This window comes from Streptosporangium carneum (genome assembly GCF_027922005.1).
Classification (GTDB): Bacteria; Actinomycetota; Actinomycetes; order Streptosporangiales; family Streptosporangiaceae; genus Streptosporangium; species Streptosporangium carneum.
The window spans coordinates 44,225-61,874 of sequence record NZ_BSEV01000030.1; the positions used below are offsets into that span (position 1 = coordinate 44,225).

At 73.1% G+C, this 17,650-nt stretch carries 13 protein-coding genes; 9 read left to right on the plus strand and 4 right to left on the minus strand.

Going from position 1 to position 17,650, the window contains the following annotated elements:
• The first annotated feature begins 24 nt into the window (after positions 1-24).
• The 3 genes from PKF00_RS37555 to PKF00_RS37565 are packed head-to-tail and all read left to right on the plus strand — an operon-like array spanning position 25 to position 5,575.
• A complete protein-coding gene (locus PKF00_RS37555; protein WP_271222498.1) occupies positions 25-1,770 on the plus strand; it encodes an ABC transporter ATP-binding protein in 1,746 nt (581 codons plus the stop codon).
• Positions 1,767-3,500, plus strand: a complete 1,734-nt coding sequence (locus PKF00_RS37560; RefSeq protein WP_271222499.1) for an ATP-binding cassette domain-containing protein — start codon at positions 1,767-1,769, stop codon at positions 3,498-3,500. Before PKF00_RS37555 ends, PKF00_RS37560 begins: the two co-directional genes overlap by 4 nt.
• Positions 3,497-5,575, plus strand: a complete 2,079-nt coding sequence (locus tag PKF00_RS37565) for a prolyl oligopeptidase family serine peptidase (RefSeq protein WP_271222500.1) — start codon at positions 3,497-3,499, stop codon at positions 5,573-5,575. The genes PKF00_RS37560 and PKF00_RS37565 overlap by 4 nt, the downstream gene beginning before the upstream one ends.
• Before the next feature lie 147 nt (positions 5,576-5,722).
• On the opposite strand, the gene PKF00_RS37570 is transcribed toward PKF00_RS37565, so the two are convergent.
• Positions 5,723-6,379, minus strand: coding sequence for a response regulator transcription factor (locus PKF00_RS37570; protein ID WP_271222501.1), 657 nt, complete (start codon positions 6,377-6,379; stop codon positions 5,723-5,725).
• A 231-nt stretch (positions 6,380-6,610) separates the two neighbouring features.
• Positions 6,611-6,838 carry a hypothetical protein gene (locus PKF00_RS37575; RefSeq protein ID WP_271222502.1) on the minus strand — a complete coding sequence of 76 codons (228 nt, stop codon included), beginning with the start codon at positions 6,836-6,838 and terminating at the stop codon, positions 6,611-6,613.
• 169 nt (positions 6,839-7,007) lie between these two features.
• Here PKF00_RS37575 and PKF00_RS37580 point away from each other — a divergent pair, with 169 nt between their 5' ends.
• Positions 7,008-7,244 carry a hypothetical protein gene (locus tag PKF00_RS37580; protein WP_271222503.1) on the plus strand — a complete coding sequence of 79 codons (237 nt, stop codon included), beginning with the start codon at positions 7,008-7,010 and terminating at the stop codon, positions 7,242-7,244.
• Positions 7,245-7,760: 516 nt separating this feature from the next.
• Here PKF00_RS37580 and PKF00_RS37585 read toward each other — a convergent pair.
• The gene (locus PKF00_RS37585) at positions 7,761-8,345 is read right to left on the minus strand and encodes a hypothetical protein (RefSeq protein ID WP_271222504.1); all 585 of its coding nucleotides are present in this window, start codon (positions 8,343-8,345) and stop codon (positions 7,761-7,763) included.
• A 510-nt stretch (positions 8,346-8,855) separates the two neighbouring features.
• Here PKF00_RS37585 and PKF00_RS37590 point away from each other — a divergent pair.
• The 5 genes from PKF00_RS37590 to PKF00_RS37610 all read left to right on the plus strand — a co-directional run bounded on the left by PKF00_RS37590 (position 8,856) and on the right by PKF00_RS37610 (position 16,977).
• Positions 8,856-9,383, plus strand: a complete 528-nt coding sequence (locus tag PKF00_RS37590) for a hypothetical protein (protein ID WP_271222505.1) — start codon at positions 8,856-8,858, stop codon at positions 9,381-9,383.
• Positions 9,384-9,466: 83 nt separating this feature from the next.
• Entirely contained in the window at positions 9,467-10,684 is a 1,218-nt protein-coding gene (locus PKF00_RS37595) for a hypothetical protein (protein WP_271222506.1), read from the plus strand.
• On the plus strand, positions 10,674-12,083 hold the full coding sequence (locus tag PKF00_RS37600; RefSeq protein WP_271222507.1) for a hypothetical protein: 1,410 nt from the start codon (positions 10,674-10,676) through the stop codon (positions 12,081-12,083). The genes PKF00_RS37595 and PKF00_RS37600 overlap by 11 nt, the downstream gene beginning before the upstream one ends.
• Positions 12,080-15,469 carry a coiled-coil domain-containing protein gene (locus PKF00_RS37605; RefSeq protein WP_425582195.1) on the plus strand — a complete coding sequence of 1,130 codons (3,390 nt, stop codon included), beginning with the start codon at positions 12,080-12,082 and terminating at the stop codon, positions 15,467-15,469. Before PKF00_RS37600 ends, PKF00_RS37605 begins: the two co-directional genes overlap by 4 nt.
• Before the next feature lie 155 nt (positions 15,470-15,624).
• On the plus strand, positions 15,625-16,977 hold the full coding sequence (locus PKF00_RS37610; RefSeq protein WP_271222509.1) for a threonine/serine exporter family protein: 1,353 nt from the start codon (positions 15,625-15,627) through the stop codon (positions 16,975-16,977).
• A gap of 97 nt (positions 16,978-17,074) precedes the next feature.
• On the opposite strand, the gene PKF00_RS37615 is transcribed toward PKF00_RS37610, so the two are convergent.
• The gene (locus PKF00_RS37615) at positions 17,075-17,647 is read right to left on the minus strand and encodes a TetR/AcrR family transcriptional regulator (protein ID WP_271222510.1); all 573 of its coding nucleotides are present in this window, start codon (positions 17,645-17,647) and stop codon (positions 17,075-17,077) included.
• Positions 17,648-17,650 lie beyond the last annotated feature (3 nt).

Sequence of the window (17,650 nt, forward strand, 5' to 3'; positions counted from 1 at the left end):
GGACCCGGCTGCGAAGGAGGAACGGTGCGGGCAGCGGATCGGCTGGTGAAGCGGACCATACGACACAGCGGTCCATGGCTGTACGTGCTGGCGTTCACCTCCGTCGCGGGCGCACTGATGGAACTGGCGCTCCCGTTCGTCCTGGGCAGGACGGTCGACAGCCTCGTCGCGGCCGACTCGGCGAGCCCGGTCTGGCTCGGAACCTGCGCGGCCGTCGTGCTCCTCATCGCGGCCTGCGAGGTCTTCGGCGTCTGGGCCTCGGGAAGCGGCGGCGCGCGGGCCACCCAGTGGCTGCGTCTGCGGCTCCTGCGGCACGTCCTCGGGGTCGGCCCCGCGATGACCCGCCGCTTCCCCGAAGGGGAGCTCGTCACCCGGCTGGGCGTCAACGCCGAGGAGGTCGGGCGCGGCCCCGAGTCGATCGTCACCGGGGCGACGCTGGTCATCCCCACCGCGGGCGGCGTCGTGGCGCTCGTCCTCATCGACCCCTGGCTGGCGTTGACGCTGCTGGCGGGTCTCACGCTCATCGGGCTCGTGCTGCGCGCCTTCCTTCGCACGACCACCTCGATCGCCGGTGACTACCAGAGCGCCCAGGGCGACATCGCCACCCGCCTGGTCGACGCGCTCGCGGGCGCCCGCACGATCGCGGCGGCGGGCACGGAGGACCGGGAGCGGGCGCGGGTGCTGACCGCCCTCCCCCGGCTGCGCCTGCACGCCATGGAGATGTGGCGGGCCAACGCGCGGGCGGGCGTGCGGGCGGGCGCCGTGGTGCCGCTGCTCGAGGTGGCCGTGCTGGGGGTGGGCGGCCTGCGGCTGGCCGCGGGCGACCTGTCCGCCGGAGAGCTGTACGCCGCCGCCCGCTACGTCGTGCTCGGCGCGGGCCTGGGCGCCGCCCTCGGCCACGTCAGCCGTCTGGGCAGGGCGCGGGCCGCCGCGGGCCGCCTCGTCGAGCTGGCGGAGGAGCCGCAGACGGCGTACGGCGCCCTGCCGCTGCCCGCCGGCCCCGGCGCCCTGGAGCTGCGCGGCGTCACCGCGGGCGTCCTGACCGGGATCGACCTGGTCGTCCCCGGCGGGTCCTCGGTGGCGGTCGTCGGCCGTTCCGGCGCGGGCAAGTCCCTGCTCGCCGCCCTCGCGGGCCGCCTGGTCGACCCCGACGCCGGGCAGGTGTCCCTCGACGGCGTTCCGTTGCCTGAGCTGTCCTCGGAGGCGCTGGGCGAAGCCGTCGGCTACGCCTTCGAACGCCCCGTCCTGATCGGCGAAACGGTCGCCGACGCCGTCGGCCTGGGACTCGGCGATCCCACGGAGGCCATGGAGATCACGGTGCGCGCGGCCGCCCGCGCCGCCTGCGCCGACGACTTCGTCCGCAGGCTCCCCCTGGGGTACGGCACGCCGCTCGAAGAGGCGCCCATGTCCGGCGGGGAGAGGCAGCGGATCGGCCTGGCGAGGGCCTTCGCGCACGGGCGGCGCCTGCTCGTCCTCGACGACGCCACCTCCAGCCTGGACACCGTCACCGAACACCGGGTCAGCAGGGCGCTGGCGGGTGAGCTCGGCGGCCGCACCCGCCTGATCGTGGCGCACAGGGTCGCGACCGCGGCGGCGGCCGACCGGGTGATCTGGCTGGACGGCGGGCGGGTGCGCGCCTACGACACGCACACGACACTGTGGCGGGATCCCGGCTACCGTGCCGTCTTCCAGGTCTCCGGCCATGACCGGGCGGGTCTCCCGCCTCTGGACGAGAGCCTCTCGTCTCCGCTCGGAGCGGGCGCCTCATGAGGGATCGCCGTCACGCCGCCGCGCCGGGCCAGGCTGGGCCGTACCGTGCCGTCCGCGCCGCGCTCCTGCGGGATCCTCGCCTGCTGCTCAGGCTCGGCGCCTGGTCCGTCGCGGAGACCGCGCCCGCGCTCGTGGTCGGCCTGGCCGTCGCGCGGGCGATCGACGAGGGCTTCGCAGCGGGCAGGCCCGGGCTCGGCTTCGCCTGGCTTGCCCTCCTCGGCGGCGCCTGGCTGACGGCCGCGGTCGGCGCGCGCCAGGTGGTGGTCGCCGTCGGCTCGATCGTGGAGCCGTTCCGCGAGGAGCTCCTCGACCACGTCGTCGACGGCACGCTGCGCCGTTCGGCCGCCGCCGGGCACGGACCCGGCGCCGCGGCGGTCGCGCGGTCGAACCTCCAGGTCGAGCTCGCCCGCGACGCCCTCGCCTCGGTCATCACGGTGGTGAGGTCCTTCGCCTTCACCGTGGTGAGCGTCGTGCTCGGCCTGACCACCCTCATGCCCCAGGTGCTCGTGCTCGTCCTGCCGCCGTTCGTCGTCGGCCTGTGCCTGTTCCTGCTGTCACTGCCCGCGCTGGCCAGGCGGCAGCGGGACTTCATCGTCGCCGACGAACGCACCGCCGGGGCGCTGGCCGCCATGGCGGGCGGCCTGCGCGACATCGCCGCGTGCCGGGCGGGCGACCGGGTGGCCGCCGACGTCGGCCGCCAGGTGGCGCGGCAGGCGCGGGCGGGCCGTTCGCTCGCCCGGGTGACCGCGATGCGCACGGCGTCACTCGCGGTCGGCGGCTGGCTGCCCGTGCTGCTGATCCTGGCGGGCGCCCCCTGGCTGGTACGGCACGGGGCGGGGGCCGGGGTCATCCTCGGCGCCCTGGTCTACGTCACGCAGTCGCTGGCCCCCGCGCTGGGCAACCTCGTGCAGGGGCTGGGGATGAGCGGGGTACGGCTGCGGGTGACGCTCGAACGCGTCCTGCGGTCCGGCGAGCCACCCCGTCCCGTGACCGCGCGGAGCGTGCCCCGCGACGCCGCGGTCGAACTGCGCGGCGTGACGTTCGCCTACGGGCCGCACGCGGAAGCGGTGATCTCAGACCTCGACCTGTCGGTGCCCGACGGCGACCACGTCGCGGTGGTCGGGCCCAGCGGCATCGGCAAGTCCACACTGGCCGCACTCGTCACCGGTCTCCTGCGCCCGGACTCCGGGCGGGTCACGGTCGGCGGCGTCCCCGCGGAGCGGGTCGACCAGGCGAGCCGGGTGCTGATCCCCCAGGAGGCGTACGTCTTCAGGGGCACGCTCATGGAGAACCTGACATACCTGGCCGCGGCTCCGAAACCCGCCGTGGAGGACGCGGTGACGGCGCTCGGCCTGACCTCCCTGGTCGCGCGGCTCGGCGGCTACTCCGCCGAGATCCACGCGGGACTGCTGTCACCCGGCGAGCGGCAGCTGGTCGCCCTGGCCCGCGCCTACCTGACCCCCGCCCGGCTGGTGATCCTCGACGAGGCGACGTGCCACCTGGACCCTGCCGCCGAGGCCCTCGCGGAGGAGGCCTTCGCCCGCAGGGACGGCACGCTGCTGGTCGTCGCCCACCGGCTGACCTCGGCGACGCGGGCGCGGCGGATCCTCGTCATGGACGGCGCCAGCGTCCAGCTGGGAAGGCATGAGGAGCTGCTCGCCTCGTGCCCGCCGTACGCGGATCTGGCGGGCCTCTGGAACCCCTCGGACTCACAGGAGCTGGTGCCGTGATCTATCCGCCCGCTGAGCGGGAGCCGGTCGTCGACCACCTCCACGGCCGCGCCGTGCCCGACCCCTACCGGTGGCTCGAGGACGCGGCGAGCCCGCGGACGCGAAGCTGGCTCGCCGCCCAGGACGAGCTGTGGCGCGGCCACGCCGCCACGCTGGCCGGGCGCGACGGATGGCATGCCAGGGTGGCGGAGCTCACCGGCGTGGGGATGGCCGGCCCGCCGCTGTGGCGCGGGGACCGCCGGTTCTTCACGCGCCGTACGGCCGAGCAGGAACACCCCGTCCTCTACACCACCGCCCCCGGGGAGACCGACAGGGCCCTGGTCGACCCGGGAACGCTCGACCCCGGCGGCCTGACCACGCTCGACCACTGGCAGCCGGACGCGGAGGGCCGCCTGCTGGCCTACCAGCTGTCCAGGAGCGGCGACGAACGCTCGCATCTCTACGTCATGGACGTCGGCTCGGGGGAGGTCGTCGAAGGGCCGATCGACCGCTGCCGCTACTCGCCGGTGGCGTGGCTGCCCGACGGCAAGGCGTTCTTCTACGTCCGGGACCGCAGGGTCTGCCTGCACCGGCTCGGCACAGCCGCCGAGGACGACGCCGTGATCCTCCCGGACGAGCGGTCCTACGGCCTGGGAGTCAGCCCCGACGGCCGCTGGCTGACGATCTCGGCGGCGGCCGGGGGCGGCAACGACCTCTGGCTGGCCGACCTGTCCGCCTCGCCTCCCGAGCGTCCCGCACTGCGGGTGATCCAGCGGGGGACAGGCGCGGTGACGGTGCCCGCCGTCGGCCCTGACGGCCGTCTGTACCTGCTGACCACCGTGGACGCCCCCAGGGGCAGGCTGTGCGTCGCCGATCCCGAGCGTCCCGAACCGGACGGCTGGACGGAGCTGGTCGGCCCCGACCCCGAGGCGGTGATCGGCGACTTCGCGATCGCCGACGGGCCGGTGCTGCTGGTCGGCTGGACCAGGCACGCGACCAGCGAGATCAGCCTCCACGACCTGGCCACCGGCGAGCGGCTCGGCGAGGTCCCGCTGCCCGGCCTCGGCTCGACGGGGCGGATGTCCACCCGCCCCGAGGGAGGCCCCGAGGTGTGGTTCACCTACACCGACAGCGTCACCCCCGGCAGCGTGCACCGCTACGACACGCGCACGGGACGCACCTCGCTCTGGGCCGCCGCGCCGGGCGCCGTGGAGGTGCCCGAACTGGAGACCCACCGGCTCGTCTACGCCTCGGCGGACGGCACTCCGGTGCGGATGGTCGTACTCGCCCGTCCCGGCGAGGGACCCCGGCCCACGATCCTGTACGGCTACGGCGGGTTCGGGCGGCCACTGGTCCCGTCCTACTCCAGTTACGTGCTGCCCTGGGTCGAGGCGGGCGGGGTCTTCGCGCTGGCCCAGTTGCGGGGCGGCGGTGAGGAGGGCGCCGAGTGGCACAGGGCGGGCATGCTCGACCGCAAGCAGAACGCCTTCGACGACTTCGCCGCCGCGGCGGAACACCTCATCGCGGACGGCTGGACCACCGCCGACCAGCTGGCCGCCTGCGGCGAGTCGAACGGCGGCCTGCTGGTCGGCGCGGCGCTGACCCAGCGTCCCGAGCTGTTCGCCGCCGCGGTCTGCTCGGCCCCGCTGCTCGACATGGTCCGTTACGAGCGTTTCGGAATGGGCCCCTCGTGGCGCTCGGAGTACGGCTCGGCCGACGACCCCGAGCAGTTGGGCTGGCTGCTGGGCTACTCCCCCTACCACCGGGTCGTCGACGGGGCCGACTACCCTGCGACGCTGCTGGCCACGTTCGGCGGCGACTCCCGCGTCGACCCGCTGCACGCCCGCAAGATGTGCGCGGCGCTGCAGTGGGCGACCTCGGGCTCCCGGCCCGTCGTGCTGCGCCACGAGGGCGACGTCGGGCACGGATCCAGGGCGGTCAGCCGCTCGGTGGGGCTGGCGGCCGACATGCTGGCCTTCCTCGCCCGGCACACCGGGCTCGCCGACCACCTGCCCGACCCCGGACAGGATCGGAAGCCGGAGCCGCGCGCGGTCCCCGAACCGGGCGGGCTCGGCGACCCGAGCCGCGCGCGGTGACCGAGCACAGACGGAGCCGGAACCCGATCCCGCGTGTGCTCCCCGAACCGGGCGGGCTCGGCGACCGGAGTCATGCGCGGTGACCGAGCACGGGCGGAGCCGGAACCCGATCCCGCGTGCGGTTCCCGAAAGCGAGCGGTGCCGGGGTCAGGCCCGCGTGCGGTAACGGATCAGGCCGATCTTCCTGACGTCCTCCGGCCAGAGCCAGCCCGCCTCCTGGGCGATCGTGACCGCCTCGACCCTGGTCCTGGCGCCCACCTTGGCGAGGATCCGCGACAGGTAGTTGCGAACCGTGCCGCCCGACAGGAAGAGCCGTTTGGCGATCTCGTTGACCGGCTCCCCCTCGGCCGCGACCTTGAGCACCTCGAGCTCACGCGCGGTGAGGGGGTTCTCCTTCGCGTGGAGCGCGGCGACGGCGAGCTCGACGTCGATGACCCGCTCGCCGCCGGCCACCCTGCGCACGCACTCGGCGAGCTCTCCCGCGGGGGCGTCCTTGACGACGAACCCACGGGCTCCGGCGTCCAGCGCGCGCCGCAGCGCCGTCGGCGTCGCGAGACCGGTCAGCATCACAGCCTTGCAGGCGGGCAGTTTACGGTTCAGCTCCGAGGCCGCGGCCAGGCCGTCCGTTCCGGGCAACCCGATGTCGATGAGCGCGACGTCGGGTCTGGCGCGCAGGCAGGAGGGCACCACGTCGTCACCGTGGCCGACCTCCTCGATCACCTTGATGTCGTGCTCGGCGGAGAGCAGGGCGACCATCGCTCCACGAACGAGGTGCATGTCCTCGGCGATCAGGACGCTTATCACGGGTCGTGTCCCCTTTTCGGCGGCGTACTCATGTCTCCACGGCTCCGGCTGCTACCCGCAGGAATCATTGCGCTACCCACAGAAATCGCTTGCCATCCGGTATAACCCGAATGAGTACCCCGCATGCATGATTTAAGCATCGAGCGTAAAGAGTCAGAAGAAAGCATGGCAGCTTCCGGCGTCAGGCGACGTCATCTCGCCATCCCCCAGAAGGGGGACCCGTCTCCGACGTCAATAGGCGAACGGCTCGGGAAGCCATTTTTTGGCAGGCCCGAGCAAGTCGTTCTCCAGGCCTCCCACCAACTGCTCCGGTAGATGTCCCAGCCCTCGTCTCTCGTCCGCCATCCTGCGAAGAGTCTCGGCCTCCTCCCGCAACCGCGCGGCGATCCTTTCTGCGGCCTGGGTCATGGCGACCAGTTCCGCCTGCACCTTGTCACGGTGAGGACCGTTCCACCGCATGGGCCTCATCATGGAATGGACCGGCTTCAGAACGTCCTGAACGGCCTCCGCGAGATCATCGGCCTCACGCGCCCGGGACATCAGCTCATCGTAATCCGGCGCCCGCCCCGCCTCTCCGCGTTCCGTGAATCTTTTCACAGGGAACCGATCAAGGACAGATTCTCTGATCATGGAACCGGAGCGCCTGATCGCCCCGGAAGAGCTCGAGCGATTGGCCAAGCTTCTCACCGACCGACGGCAACTCGCGGAGCGGTATTACGCCCGCGCCGGTCAGATCATCGGACAAAGCGAGGCGGGCCCTCTGGTGACCGTGCTGCGCTGGGCCACGGAAACCCCCTCCGAGCCGCTCAACCGCGCCGGTGTCGCGCGTGCCGCCGAACAGGGGGAGACCCGTTCGGCGCACTGAGGACCTTCGGTCTCACCGCCGCCGTCGGAACGGTCTCCCCGGTGGAGGGAAAACGCCTGACCGCCGGCCTGAAAGCGGTCGTCGGCAACGGGAAAGGCGTCAGCCCCGAAAAGCGGGCAGCCGCCGTGCGGGCCTTCTTCAAGAAATTGAAAGCCGACGAACGGTCATGGCCGGCGGCGCACCAGGCCGGAACGGTCGGCGGTCTCGACGGCGCTCCCACCCCCGTTCGTTTCGCCGCCAACCGGCTGCTGATCGAACGGGCCCTCACCCACGAGCAGCGGGAACTCGCCCGGCTCAAGGCCGCCGCCCCCAAGAGTCCACAGGTGTCCCTGAGCGCGGCGGACCTGAAACCTCCCGCGGGCACACCGGTGTTCGCCATGCGCGCCCCGGCGACTGGGTGTCCTGTCCCCATGCCCACGGCAAGGACCCGTGAGCGGGGGCTGAGCTGGGAGGATCACCGGCTCGCGCGGCGGCGAGCCAGCTCCCGGAGCCGAGGAGAGGCTCCGCCCTGCCTCGTCACCGGCCGGCGTGGATACGGTCCTGCTCGTCCGGGGTGCCGATGAGCGAGGCGTCGGCCGGATCGAAGATCGCGCCGGTGTCGGCGAGCGAGGCGGGTCTGCCCGGTTGGCGGAAGGACACGAGGTGCTCGGTGTCCGGGCCGTCGACCTGGCAGCGATAGGCGTCCCGGCGGGCCCCGTTCACCAGCAGGAGGACCTTCAGCCGGGCCGCCGCCCGGCACAGCTGTTGAAGGGCCCCGAACAAGTCGTCGCCCTGAGCGATGATCTGTGGCTGGTCGAAATAGTCGATGACACCGATCTCGTCAATCTGGAAGGCCAGCGTCCACGGCTCATGCCTGCGGACGGTCACCACCGCGCGTGCGGGCTCGCCGTCGCGCAGGATGCCGATCTCCATGGGAACCCCCTGGATGATTTTCCCCCACCGCCAGCACGGCTCCGGCAGCTCGCGGTATCTGGTGTGGCACGCCAGGCACACCCACCTTTCCGGGCAAGGCGTGCAGCCGCCGAGAATGAACAGCCCGGCCTGCAGAGCCTGTTCCAGCTCTTCGTTGTAGGTCGGGTACCCGTACAGGATCGGAACCATCCTGCTCGCGTCGCACCGAGAGCACAGCGGGTGCCCGTCCTCTCCCCTTTCCTCGACATAGTTCATTCCCCTGTCCTCGGCATAGTTCATCTCGGCCTCCTCAGTTCACCGATCACCGGCGGTGATCGTCACGACGGTATAGACGCCGCTCTGGCTCGCCGGGTTCGCGTTGCCATACCGCGCTCGGCGATGCCGAAGGCGTCCGCAGCCCCGATGACGGGGGCGTAGCCGACGTTGCAGCTGTGCGCGGCCAGTAGCGCGGCGACGGTGACGTTCAGGCCGGCCGGCCAGGCCTCGCCACCGGTGATGGAGGCGGACAGGTGGCACAGACGATCGCTTACGTCCTTCCGGGCCGGTGACGGGGGGTGAGCAGGCCTGTCAGCCCTTTCCGGCTTACTTGGCCTGCCCCCTGGGAGTCTTCACTCCCGGCGATGTCACAGAAATGATCGGAAAAGCTCTCAATGCAACCGATCTCGGGAAATATGCAGCCACAGGGGGAATCAACCAGAAGTGATCACTGCAACCCGGGTCCACCGCGTTCTCATCGCATTCTTCCTGGTCACATTCCTCACCGCCTGCGCGAGCACATCGGATGTCATGTCTTCAGAGCAAACCCACCAGGCCACCCCGGAGCAGTCGGGCACCATGACCCCAGAACAGTCCCACCAGAATCTCATCAACGAGGCAAAAGCCATCATTCAGGCCCTCATGCCCGACGCCAATCCCCAAGTCGTCGTGCAGAGCAAGGACACCCCCTGTGGCGGGCCTGCCGGAACCGACCGCTCCAGTGTCGAAAGCGACCTCACCGTTCATGGCTGTGCCAAAGACAAGACGCTGACTTCCGGGGAGATGTTTCAGCAGGTCGTCGCCGTACTCAGGAAGCGGGGCCGGACGATCGACCACACCATGGACAACGTCGCCGGCGTGGGGCGCGGCGGCGTCGGAGGGATCAGTGCGGGGGTGTCGGACTCACCTGTCGGCATCAGCGTCATCGGCACCACCGAGTGCGTGAAGAACTCCATGGGACAAGCCTCGTGAACACGCCGACGGCGGCCGTGGGACGTCGTCGGCACGCGGCGTCAGGTCAGTGATTGTCGGGCGCAAGCCTTACGGTAGGGCGCGTGCCAGAGACGAACCACGAGATCACGCTCGACTCGGCCCTCTCCGAGGAGGCCGTGCTCGCCACCTACCGGCGGATGTTCGCCGCGCTCGCGCGCGACAGCGGGGCCGTGGTCGACGAGCCCGCGTTGGTCGACATCGCCGAGACGCTGTTCGCGGCGTTCGCCGAAGCGGGCGAGGAGTGGCTGACGCACGAGCAGATGCGGCACATCTGCCGGGCCTACCCGCTGGAGCAGTTCGAGAACCGGCTGCGGGTGCTCAAGGGACTCGGCGCGATCCGTGAGGTGTTCCCCAAGCCCAACCAGCTCCGTTACCGGGCGTCCTTCACCAGTGTGGTCGGGCTGATGTTCGTCAGGCGGATGATGGACGACGGCGGCCAGTCGGAGATGCACCGGCTTCTCGCGCTCGAGGACCTCAACGTCGCCGACCCCCGCACGACCATGGAGGAGGCGCGCCTCAGCGCGCAGAACCTGTCGCGGGCCTTCCGGCTCTGGGCGCTCGAGCTGATCACGCTGACCAGCGGCACCATCGAGGAACTGCGCGAGCAGGCCCCCAAGCTCTGGGGCACCGAGGAGATCGCCCGCAGGGCGCAGAGCCTGCACGCCACGATCCTCACCCGCTGGCCCGACCTTGACCGCACCTGCACCGAGCTGCGCGCGGCGATCTACTCCTACAGCGACGCCTCCCGCCGGGCCGCGGGACGGCTGGCCGACTCTGCGGGCACCACCAGGAACCTCACCCTGCTCCCCGCGGAGACCTGGCGGACCTTCGCCCAGACGGCGACCAGGGAACGGCTGGCCGCCGTGCTCGACGGGTTCGTCTTCGACGCCCCCGCGCCGTGGCACGACCCGGCGGCGATCGTCAGGGCGGTGGACGAGAGTCCCCGCCCAGCCCCCGCCCAGCCGACGCCGCCGCGCTCGGCGCTGCCCGACCCCGGCCCCGCCGACTCCTACGAGCCGGGCGGCGGCGGTCTCGACCATCTCGCCTCCGTCGCCGAGGCCGCGCTCGCCGGGCGCGGCACGGCCCGCCTCGAGGAGCTGCTCACCGCGGACGGCGAATGGGTCTCCGCGCGCCGTCTGCTGGCCGACCTCGTCTCCGCCGACCTACGCCCCGAGTCCCCTTACCGGCTGCGCTGGTCGGACGCCCTCACCGCCGACCCGGACGGGGAGCCGACCTGGCTGTCGCACGGCCACCTGGAAAGGGCGGGCCATGACGCCTGAGCTGGCGCACGCGCGGGCCAGGGCGACCGGCCCCCTCTCGCTCGGAGTGGGCGAGCCCTCGCCCATGGGGATGACACGGCTCGGCCACGGCGACGGAACCGGCGTCGCGCTGCCCGCGTGGCCCGACGGGGCGACCCCGTCCCTCCTGGAGGAGTACCAGGTCGCGCCGGTGAACGTGGAGCGCTCCGGAGAGACGCGGCGGGTGCTGGCCGCGGCGCTGAAGTGCTGCTGGACGGACCTGACGGCCGACCCGTGGCCGGGGAGCCCCGCGCCGGTCGAAGACGTGCTGTCGGCCTACCGGGCGCTGATCGGACGCGGCGACGACCTCATGCGCAACTGGGCCGTCGGCGCGCTGCGCCGCCTGCACGACTCGGCCTGGCTCGAGATGGACGCCGGGACCGTACGGCTCGGCCCCCGCTGCGCCTGCTGGCCCTCCGACTCCCACGCCCAGCTCAGGGAGCTGGTACGGCGCCTGCCCTCGGGAGAGGAGCGCTCCCCCGGCCTGGACGTCCTGCCCGTCGCCGGGGAGGCCTGGGACGACAGCCCGACCGGAGACGACGCGGACGGCCAGGACGGCGGGCACGACTCGGGCGGCGGGTGTTCCGCGGCCGAGGGGGACGGCGAGCGGCTCGAAGCGGACGGCGACGAGACCCACGGGCCTTCCGGAGCCGACGGCGGAGAGGCCCACGGGCGTCCCGGAGCCGACGGGCGTTCTGTGGCCGGCGGCGACGGGCGCGGGGACGGCACGGGAGGGGACGCCTTCGTGGAGGGGGCCGCGAGCGTCACGGTTCCCGACGCTGTGGACGAGGATCTGCTGGGGCCGTTCGACGAGCGCCGCAGGGCCGAGATCGTGGCGGCCTTCATGGCGGTCGAGCACGCGGCGGAGCCGGTCCACGAGGCGCGCTTCCCCGCGCTGCGCGACCCCGCGCCGCGCCGCACGCTCGCGGAGATGCTGCGCCGACGCGGCCGGACGCTGGTCCAGGATCGCGAGGCGTGGACCTCGGGTTACGCCGACGAGACGGCCGCGCTGACGGGCACGAGCCTGGGGGAGGCCGAGCGGGCGGTGCTGGTCCTCGTCCTCATCCACTCGGTGGCCATTCCCCGCGCCGAGGGCCTGCTGCCCGCCGACAGCTGGCTGTCGCCCTTTCCCGCCCAGGTGGACGAGCTGCGCAGGCACACCAGGCTGCCGGTCGGCGAGCTGGACGCGGCACTGCGGACACTGCGTCACGCGGGCCTGCTCAGCCAGGTCAAGGCGGGCGAGGAGGCCGGGGGTTACATCCCGGGGCCGCAGTTCAACCGCCTGACCCCGCAGGCCAGAAGGCGCCTGCAGGAAGAGCTGATTCTCGCCGCGGGGCCGCACACCCCGCTGGCGGCCGCCGTGAGAGCCAATCGCCGATGAAGGGAACGACAGGGGTGGCAGAGCAGCCGGACAGGTCCGCCGGGAGCTCGCGGGAGAGCGTGGCGAGCCTGGCGAGCGGCACGGGCGGAACAGGCCCGGCCGAAGACGCCGACACGCGGAAACGCGCCCGCGGGAACACCACGAGCGGGACGGGCCCGGCCGAAGACAGCGACACGCGGAAACGCGCCCGCGGGAACACCACGAGCGGGACAGGCCCGGCCGAAGGCGCCGACACGCGGAAACAGGCGTACGGGAGCCAGGCGAGCCTGGTGCCGGTCGAGGTCAGGGCCACCGCGCCGAGCGAGAACGTGGTCGGTGACCGCGTGCTGATCGCCGTGCAGGCGGTCAACATCTCCCGTCTGTCGACCCATCCGGTGCCCACCGTTCCCGGGACGCTGATCGTGGTCGCGGGCGCGGGCCCCAAGGACTCGAACGGCGCGGGCAAGTCCTCGTTCATCGCGATGATCACCGCGTTGCTCGGCGACGAGCAGTGGCGCTTCGCCTCGGGCGCCAAGGCTGTCTCGGAGCTGCTGTTCAACGCCGAGCTGGCCGCGGGCGGCGGCGGCAGGACGTGGGCCAGCGCCGACCACGGCTACATCGTCGGCGTCTTCGCGGCGGCGGACGACCCGCTGGACGGCGCGAAGAGCACCGGGGGCGGCGCGACGTCCGCGAACCAGAAGGACGGCGTGAGCGGCGCGGCGTCCGCGAGCGGGGGCGGCACGGCGGGCGACGTCGCGGAGGAGGGCGTCGGCGGCGTTCGAGGCGGGGTGATGAGCGACGCGGTGACCGTGTGGCTGCGGGTCAACCAGGAGGCGCCGCACCTGGAGATCCGCTGGACCCAGGGGGTGTGCGTGGCCTCGGCGGCCTCCGAGGCCGAGCGGGTGACGCGGGCGGACGAGCTGTGGGCGACGCTGCCCCGCTCCGCGGGACGCAGGGACGTGGTGGCGCGTGACCTGACCAGGTTCCTGTACGGCGACCGGGTCAGGTGCGTTTCGTTCCTTTCGACCTCGGTGCGGAGCAAGGTCGCCACGAACCTCCTCTCCCAGCCGCTCAACGAGATCTCCCCTGAGCGGGTCTTCGAGGCGATCGCGGCGTTGACCGGTCTGGACACCGAGCTCGACCAGGAGCGGGAGGCCAGACGCGACGAGCACGCCAAGCGGGTGCGGGCGGCGCGGGCCGTCGAGCTGCTCAAGGAGTTCGAGGGCGAGTCGCGGACGCTGCTGGAGACCTTCGACCGGCGCGACCGGGCCAGGGTGCGGCTGGCGGAGGCGATGCGCTGCTGGCGGGGCCGCCTGGCGCGCAGGCTGGCCGACGCCGCGCGGCGGGACGAGGCGTTCGCCGCGGAGCTCGAGCGGGTGCGTGCGACGGGTGAGCGCGCGGCCGAGGCCGTCGCCGAGGTCAGGGCGGAGATCGCCACGCTGAAGGACGACACGCTCGAGCGCGGCCTGGCCGAGGCCCGCAAGGAGCTGGCGACCCTGCAGGCCCGCGCGGCCAAGCTGGACGCCGACCGCGCTGTCGCGGAGAACTCGGTCGACGAGTTGCGCGGGCGGATCCCGAGCCTCGAGGAGCAGCGGAGACTGGCCGACGGCCGCGACGTGCGGACCGCGGAGAGCGAGCTGGCCCAGGCCAGGCTCAGGCTCAACGAGGCGCTGAAGGCGCTGGGTGTGGCCGACCGCGAGGCCGAGGGGGCCAGGGCGGCGCTGGACGACGCGGAGGGCGGCCCGGCCGCGGCTCAGCTCAACGCGCTCGCCGCGGCCGGACTCGGCGCGACAGGCCTGCTCGACGCGCTCGACGTGGCCGAGCAGGCCCGCGACGAGGAGAGCGGGCGGGACCGCGCGGGACAGGCGGTGACGGCGGTCCTGGGCGCCCGCGGGTGGCCCGGGGAGCACGCCGTGATCGTGGACGCGGCCGATCTGGCGTCCGCCGCGCGAGCGCTGGCCGAGCTGCCGGGATCGGTTCTGGTCAGCTCGGCGGGCGTCACCGTCGTCGGGGCGTTCGAGGCCGTCGCGACCGGCAGGGAGGCCCGGATCAAGGCCGCCGAGCTACGGCTGCACCGGGCGCGGGACGCGCAGGAGACGGCCGCGGCGGCGGTGCGGACCGCGGAGGACGGGGTCGCCGAGGCGGGGCGGAGGCTTGAGGGGGCCAGAGCCGCCGTGCAGCTGGCCGACATCGAGCGGCGCATGGCCGAACGGCGTGAGACCCTCGTCGAACTCACCGAGGCGCTGGCCGAGGTCACGCCGAAGGTGGGAGAGGCGGAACGGCGGGCGAGCACGCTCGACTTCCGCGCCAGGACCAGGAACATGGAGGTCGAGCGCCTGGAGGGGCGCAGAGCGAGGCACGAGGCCGAGCGTGACCAGGCCGCCGAGCAGGCGGCCAGGGTGACGACGGAGCGGCTGGCGCTCGGGATGGACGCGCTGGCCTCCGAGTGGGGCGGCACGATCGACGGGGCCCGCGAGTGGCTGGAGGCGCTGGGCGAGCAGGAGCTTCCGCTGACGGCCGAGGAGTGGTGGCGGACCGCGGAGCGCCGCCTTGACGACGCGCTGCGCGACACCTTCCCCGGCGAGGACGACGAGATGCCCGAGGAGCTGGGCTTCCTGGTCCGGCAGCGGGCTGAGCCCGGCGCGGGACGCACCGCGCGCGAGCAGGCGACCTTCCCTGGCGTCTGCGCCGCGCTGGCGTCCTACCTGCGCGGCCAGGAGGAGTACGAACGCCACCAGCGCCGCCAGATCGAGACCCAGCTCGCCACCAGGCAGCGCGACCTGACCGCCGCCGCGAAGGGCGCCGAGGAGGCCGCGCAGTCGACCGCCGTCCACCGGGCCGCGCTGAGCGCCGCGATCAAGGCACGGCTCGCCCGGGTGGCCGAGGAGTTCGACAAGCTGGACACCTCCTACGGCGGCTACGGCGCGACGCTGGAGTTCCCGGTGCCGCCCGCGCCCGCCGACCCCGAGCAGCGCTGGGCCTGGCGGGTCACGCCCAAGTGGCGCAGGGGCGAGGGGCAGGGCTACGTGCCGTACAACCGCCGGGCCAACACGGCGCTGATGGACGAGAAGGCGGTCAAGCTGGTCTGCGCGGCGGCGATCGCGTCCTCCGGCGGCGGCCACCTGTGCCTGGTCCTGGACGAGCTGGGCCGCAACCTGGGCAAGGAGCACCGCAGGGAGGCCGTGGCGCTGTTCCGCAGGATCGGCGAGACCTACGGGATCACGGTGATCGGCGCGCTCCAGGACGACATGGAGCCCTACGCGATCGACGCCTGCGGGCAGTACATCAAGTTGCGTCGTTCCTCGGACGCCATGCCGTACAACGAGCCGCCGGTGATCATCGGTCATGACGACCACGCGGAGCGCGTGCGCGCGCTCGCCTCCGCGGTGAGCAGGCAGACGGTGTGAGCCGACACGGTGTGAGCGGACACGGTGTGAGCCGACAGACGGGGTGCGCGGACGGCGGGCGGTGATCGGACGGGCCGTCAGAGGATAGCCTCAGCAGGAAACGAGGACCGGCGGATCCGCGAGCCGGTGGAAGTCGGGAAGGTCAGGGAGATTCGGTGTCGGCGTCATCGCTGGAGCGGACACCCGCCAAGCACGACCTCTACCGGGCCATGGCGCTGGCGCTGCGCGTGGGTGAGCTGCTGCTCGGCAGCGGCGAGGGCACGGAGACCGTCGCGGGCGCCATGCGCAGGATCACCAACGCCTACGGCGTGCCGCACTGCGAGGCGGACGTCAACCTGTCGGCCATCACGCTGTCGCACGTTCCGTCGGACGGGAGCGTCCCGGTCACCGCGGAGCGCCGGGTACGGCGCTTCCTGCCCGACTACGACCGGCTGATCGCGGTCCACGAGATGATCAGGGAGACCTCGGGCGGATCCGTGCCGCTCGAGGAGGCCGAGGCCCGGCTACGGAAGATCACCCGGCGGGTGCGGGTCTATCCGAACTGGTTCCTGGTCACGGCGCTCGCGCTGATCGCCTCCTCAGCGAGCATCCTGGTCGGCGGCGGCGCGCTGGTCGCGGTCGCCGCGTTCGTCGCGACCGTGCTGGGCGACCGGGCCAGCGCCTGGCTGGCCCGCCGGGGGGTGGCGGAGTTCTTCCAGATCACGGTCGCGGCCGTGCTCGGCTCGCTGGTCGCGGTGCTGATGGTCGCGATCGGCGCGCCGGTGCGGGCCGAGGCCGTGGTGGTCGGGGCGGTCGTCGCGCTGCTGCCCGGACGTCCGATGGTGGCCTGCGTGCAGGACGGCATCGCGGGCGAGTACGTCACCGCGACCGCCCGGTTGTTCGAGGTCTTCTTCATCCTGACGGCGGTCGTCTCCGGCATCGGCATCACGCTGTACGCGGCCGTCCGCCTCGGCGTGCCGCTGACCGTCGAGGACGTGCCCGCGGCGCCGCTGCTGATCAGGCCGGAGCAGTTGCTCGGGGCCGTCGGGGTGACGCTGTCGTTCGCCGTCGCCCTGCTGGTGCCGCTCCGCCACCTGGTCCCCGCCGCGGTCGGCGGCGCGATGGTCTGGATGGTCTTCGTACAGCTGCACGTCTGGCAGGTCCCGGTCGTCCTGGCGACGGCCGTCTCCGCGGCGGTCGTGGGGCTGTTCGGCAGCGCGTACGCGCTGCGCGCCCAGGTGCCCTCGATGGTGATCACGATCCCGGCGATCGGCTCGCTGCTGCCGGGCACCGCGCTCTACCGGGGCATGCTGGAAGTCAGCCTCGGCCACGGAGGCGCGGGCCAGGAGAGCCTGCTCCAGGCGCTGTCGACCGCTCTCGCCCTGGGCGCCGGAGTCATCCTCGGCGCGGAGATCCTGCGCGCGGTCACCGGCTCCGACCTGACCAGGCGGGTCAGGCGGCAGGGCCCCCGGCGGGTCCGCAGGCCGTTCATCAGCCGCCCGGCGGCCCGTCGCACCCGCGGCTACTGACCCGGCGTCCCGCCCCGCGAACCGCCGCGGCCGCGGCTGCCGACCCGGCGTCCGGGCCGACGAACCGCCGCCCGGCACCCGGTGCGCGGTGGGTGCGTCAACGCCCCTCCCTGACCCGCAGGCCGTCCATCACCAGCCCGAGGAGGCGGTCGGCGTCGTCCTCGGCGTGCTCGGCGGCCCAGGCGATCGCGTTGACGAGTTTCATCAGGTCGGCGCCCGTGACGTCCTGGCGGATCGCGCCCGCGCGCTGGGCGGCGGCGAGCAGCCTGGCGCCGTTGCTCCGCATCGTCTCGCACGAGGAGTACAGCTCGGAGTCCGGATCACGGAGGCTGCTCATCAGCGTCGCGGCCAGGCCCCGGTAGGCGGTCGTGTGGACGACCAGATGACGCAGCCACTCCAGGAGCGCCTCCTGAGGGGAGCCGGACTCCAGCAGTTCGCGGGCCCTCGCGTCGAGGGTGACCATGCTGTCGTGGAGCACCGCCTCCAGCAACGCCCTGCGAGTGGGGAAGTGCCGGTAGAGGGTGCCGATGCCGACGCCGGCAGCCCGGGCGACGTCCTCGAGGGAGGCCTCGGTGCCCTGCTCCGCGAAGGCGGTCGCGGCGGCGGCGAGCAGCCGCTCGTAGTTACGACGCGCGTCGGCGCGCATGGGCCGCTGGGTGGTCGTCACCATGGC

What these genes read in the sequence shown, in the direction of transcription:
- PKF00_RS37560 (WP_271222499.1), top strand. Translation starts at nt 1,767, where the DNA reads ATGAGGGATCGCCGTCACGCCGCCGCGCCGGGCCAGGCTGGGCCGTAC.
- PKF00_RS37575 (WP_271222502.1), bottom strand. Translation starts at nt 6,838, where the DNA reads ATGCGGTGGAACGGTCCTCACCGTGACAAGGTGCAGGCGGAACTGGTC.
- PKF00_RS37580 (WP_271222503.1), top strand. Translation starts at nt 7,008, where the DNA reads ATGGAACCGGAGCGCCTGATCGCCCCGGAAGAGCTCGAGCGATTGGCC.
- PKF00_RS37585 (WP_271222504.1), bottom strand. Translation starts at nt 8,345, where the DNA reads ATGGTTCCGATCCTGTACGGGTACCCGACCTACAACGAAGAGCTGGAA.
- PKF00_RS37600 (WP_271222507.1), top strand. Translation starts at nt 10,674, where the DNA reads ATGACGCCTGAGCTGGCGCACGCGCGGGCCAGGGCGACCGGCCCCCTC.
- PKF00_RS37605 (WP_425582195.1), top strand. Translation starts at nt 12,080, where the DNA reads ATGAAGGGAACGACAGGGGTGGCAGAGCAGCCGGACAGGTCCGCCGGG.
- PKF00_RS37615 (WP_271222510.1), bottom strand. Translation starts at nt 17,647, where the DNA reads ATGGTGACGACCACCCAGCGGCCCATGCGCGCCGACGCGCGTCGTAAC.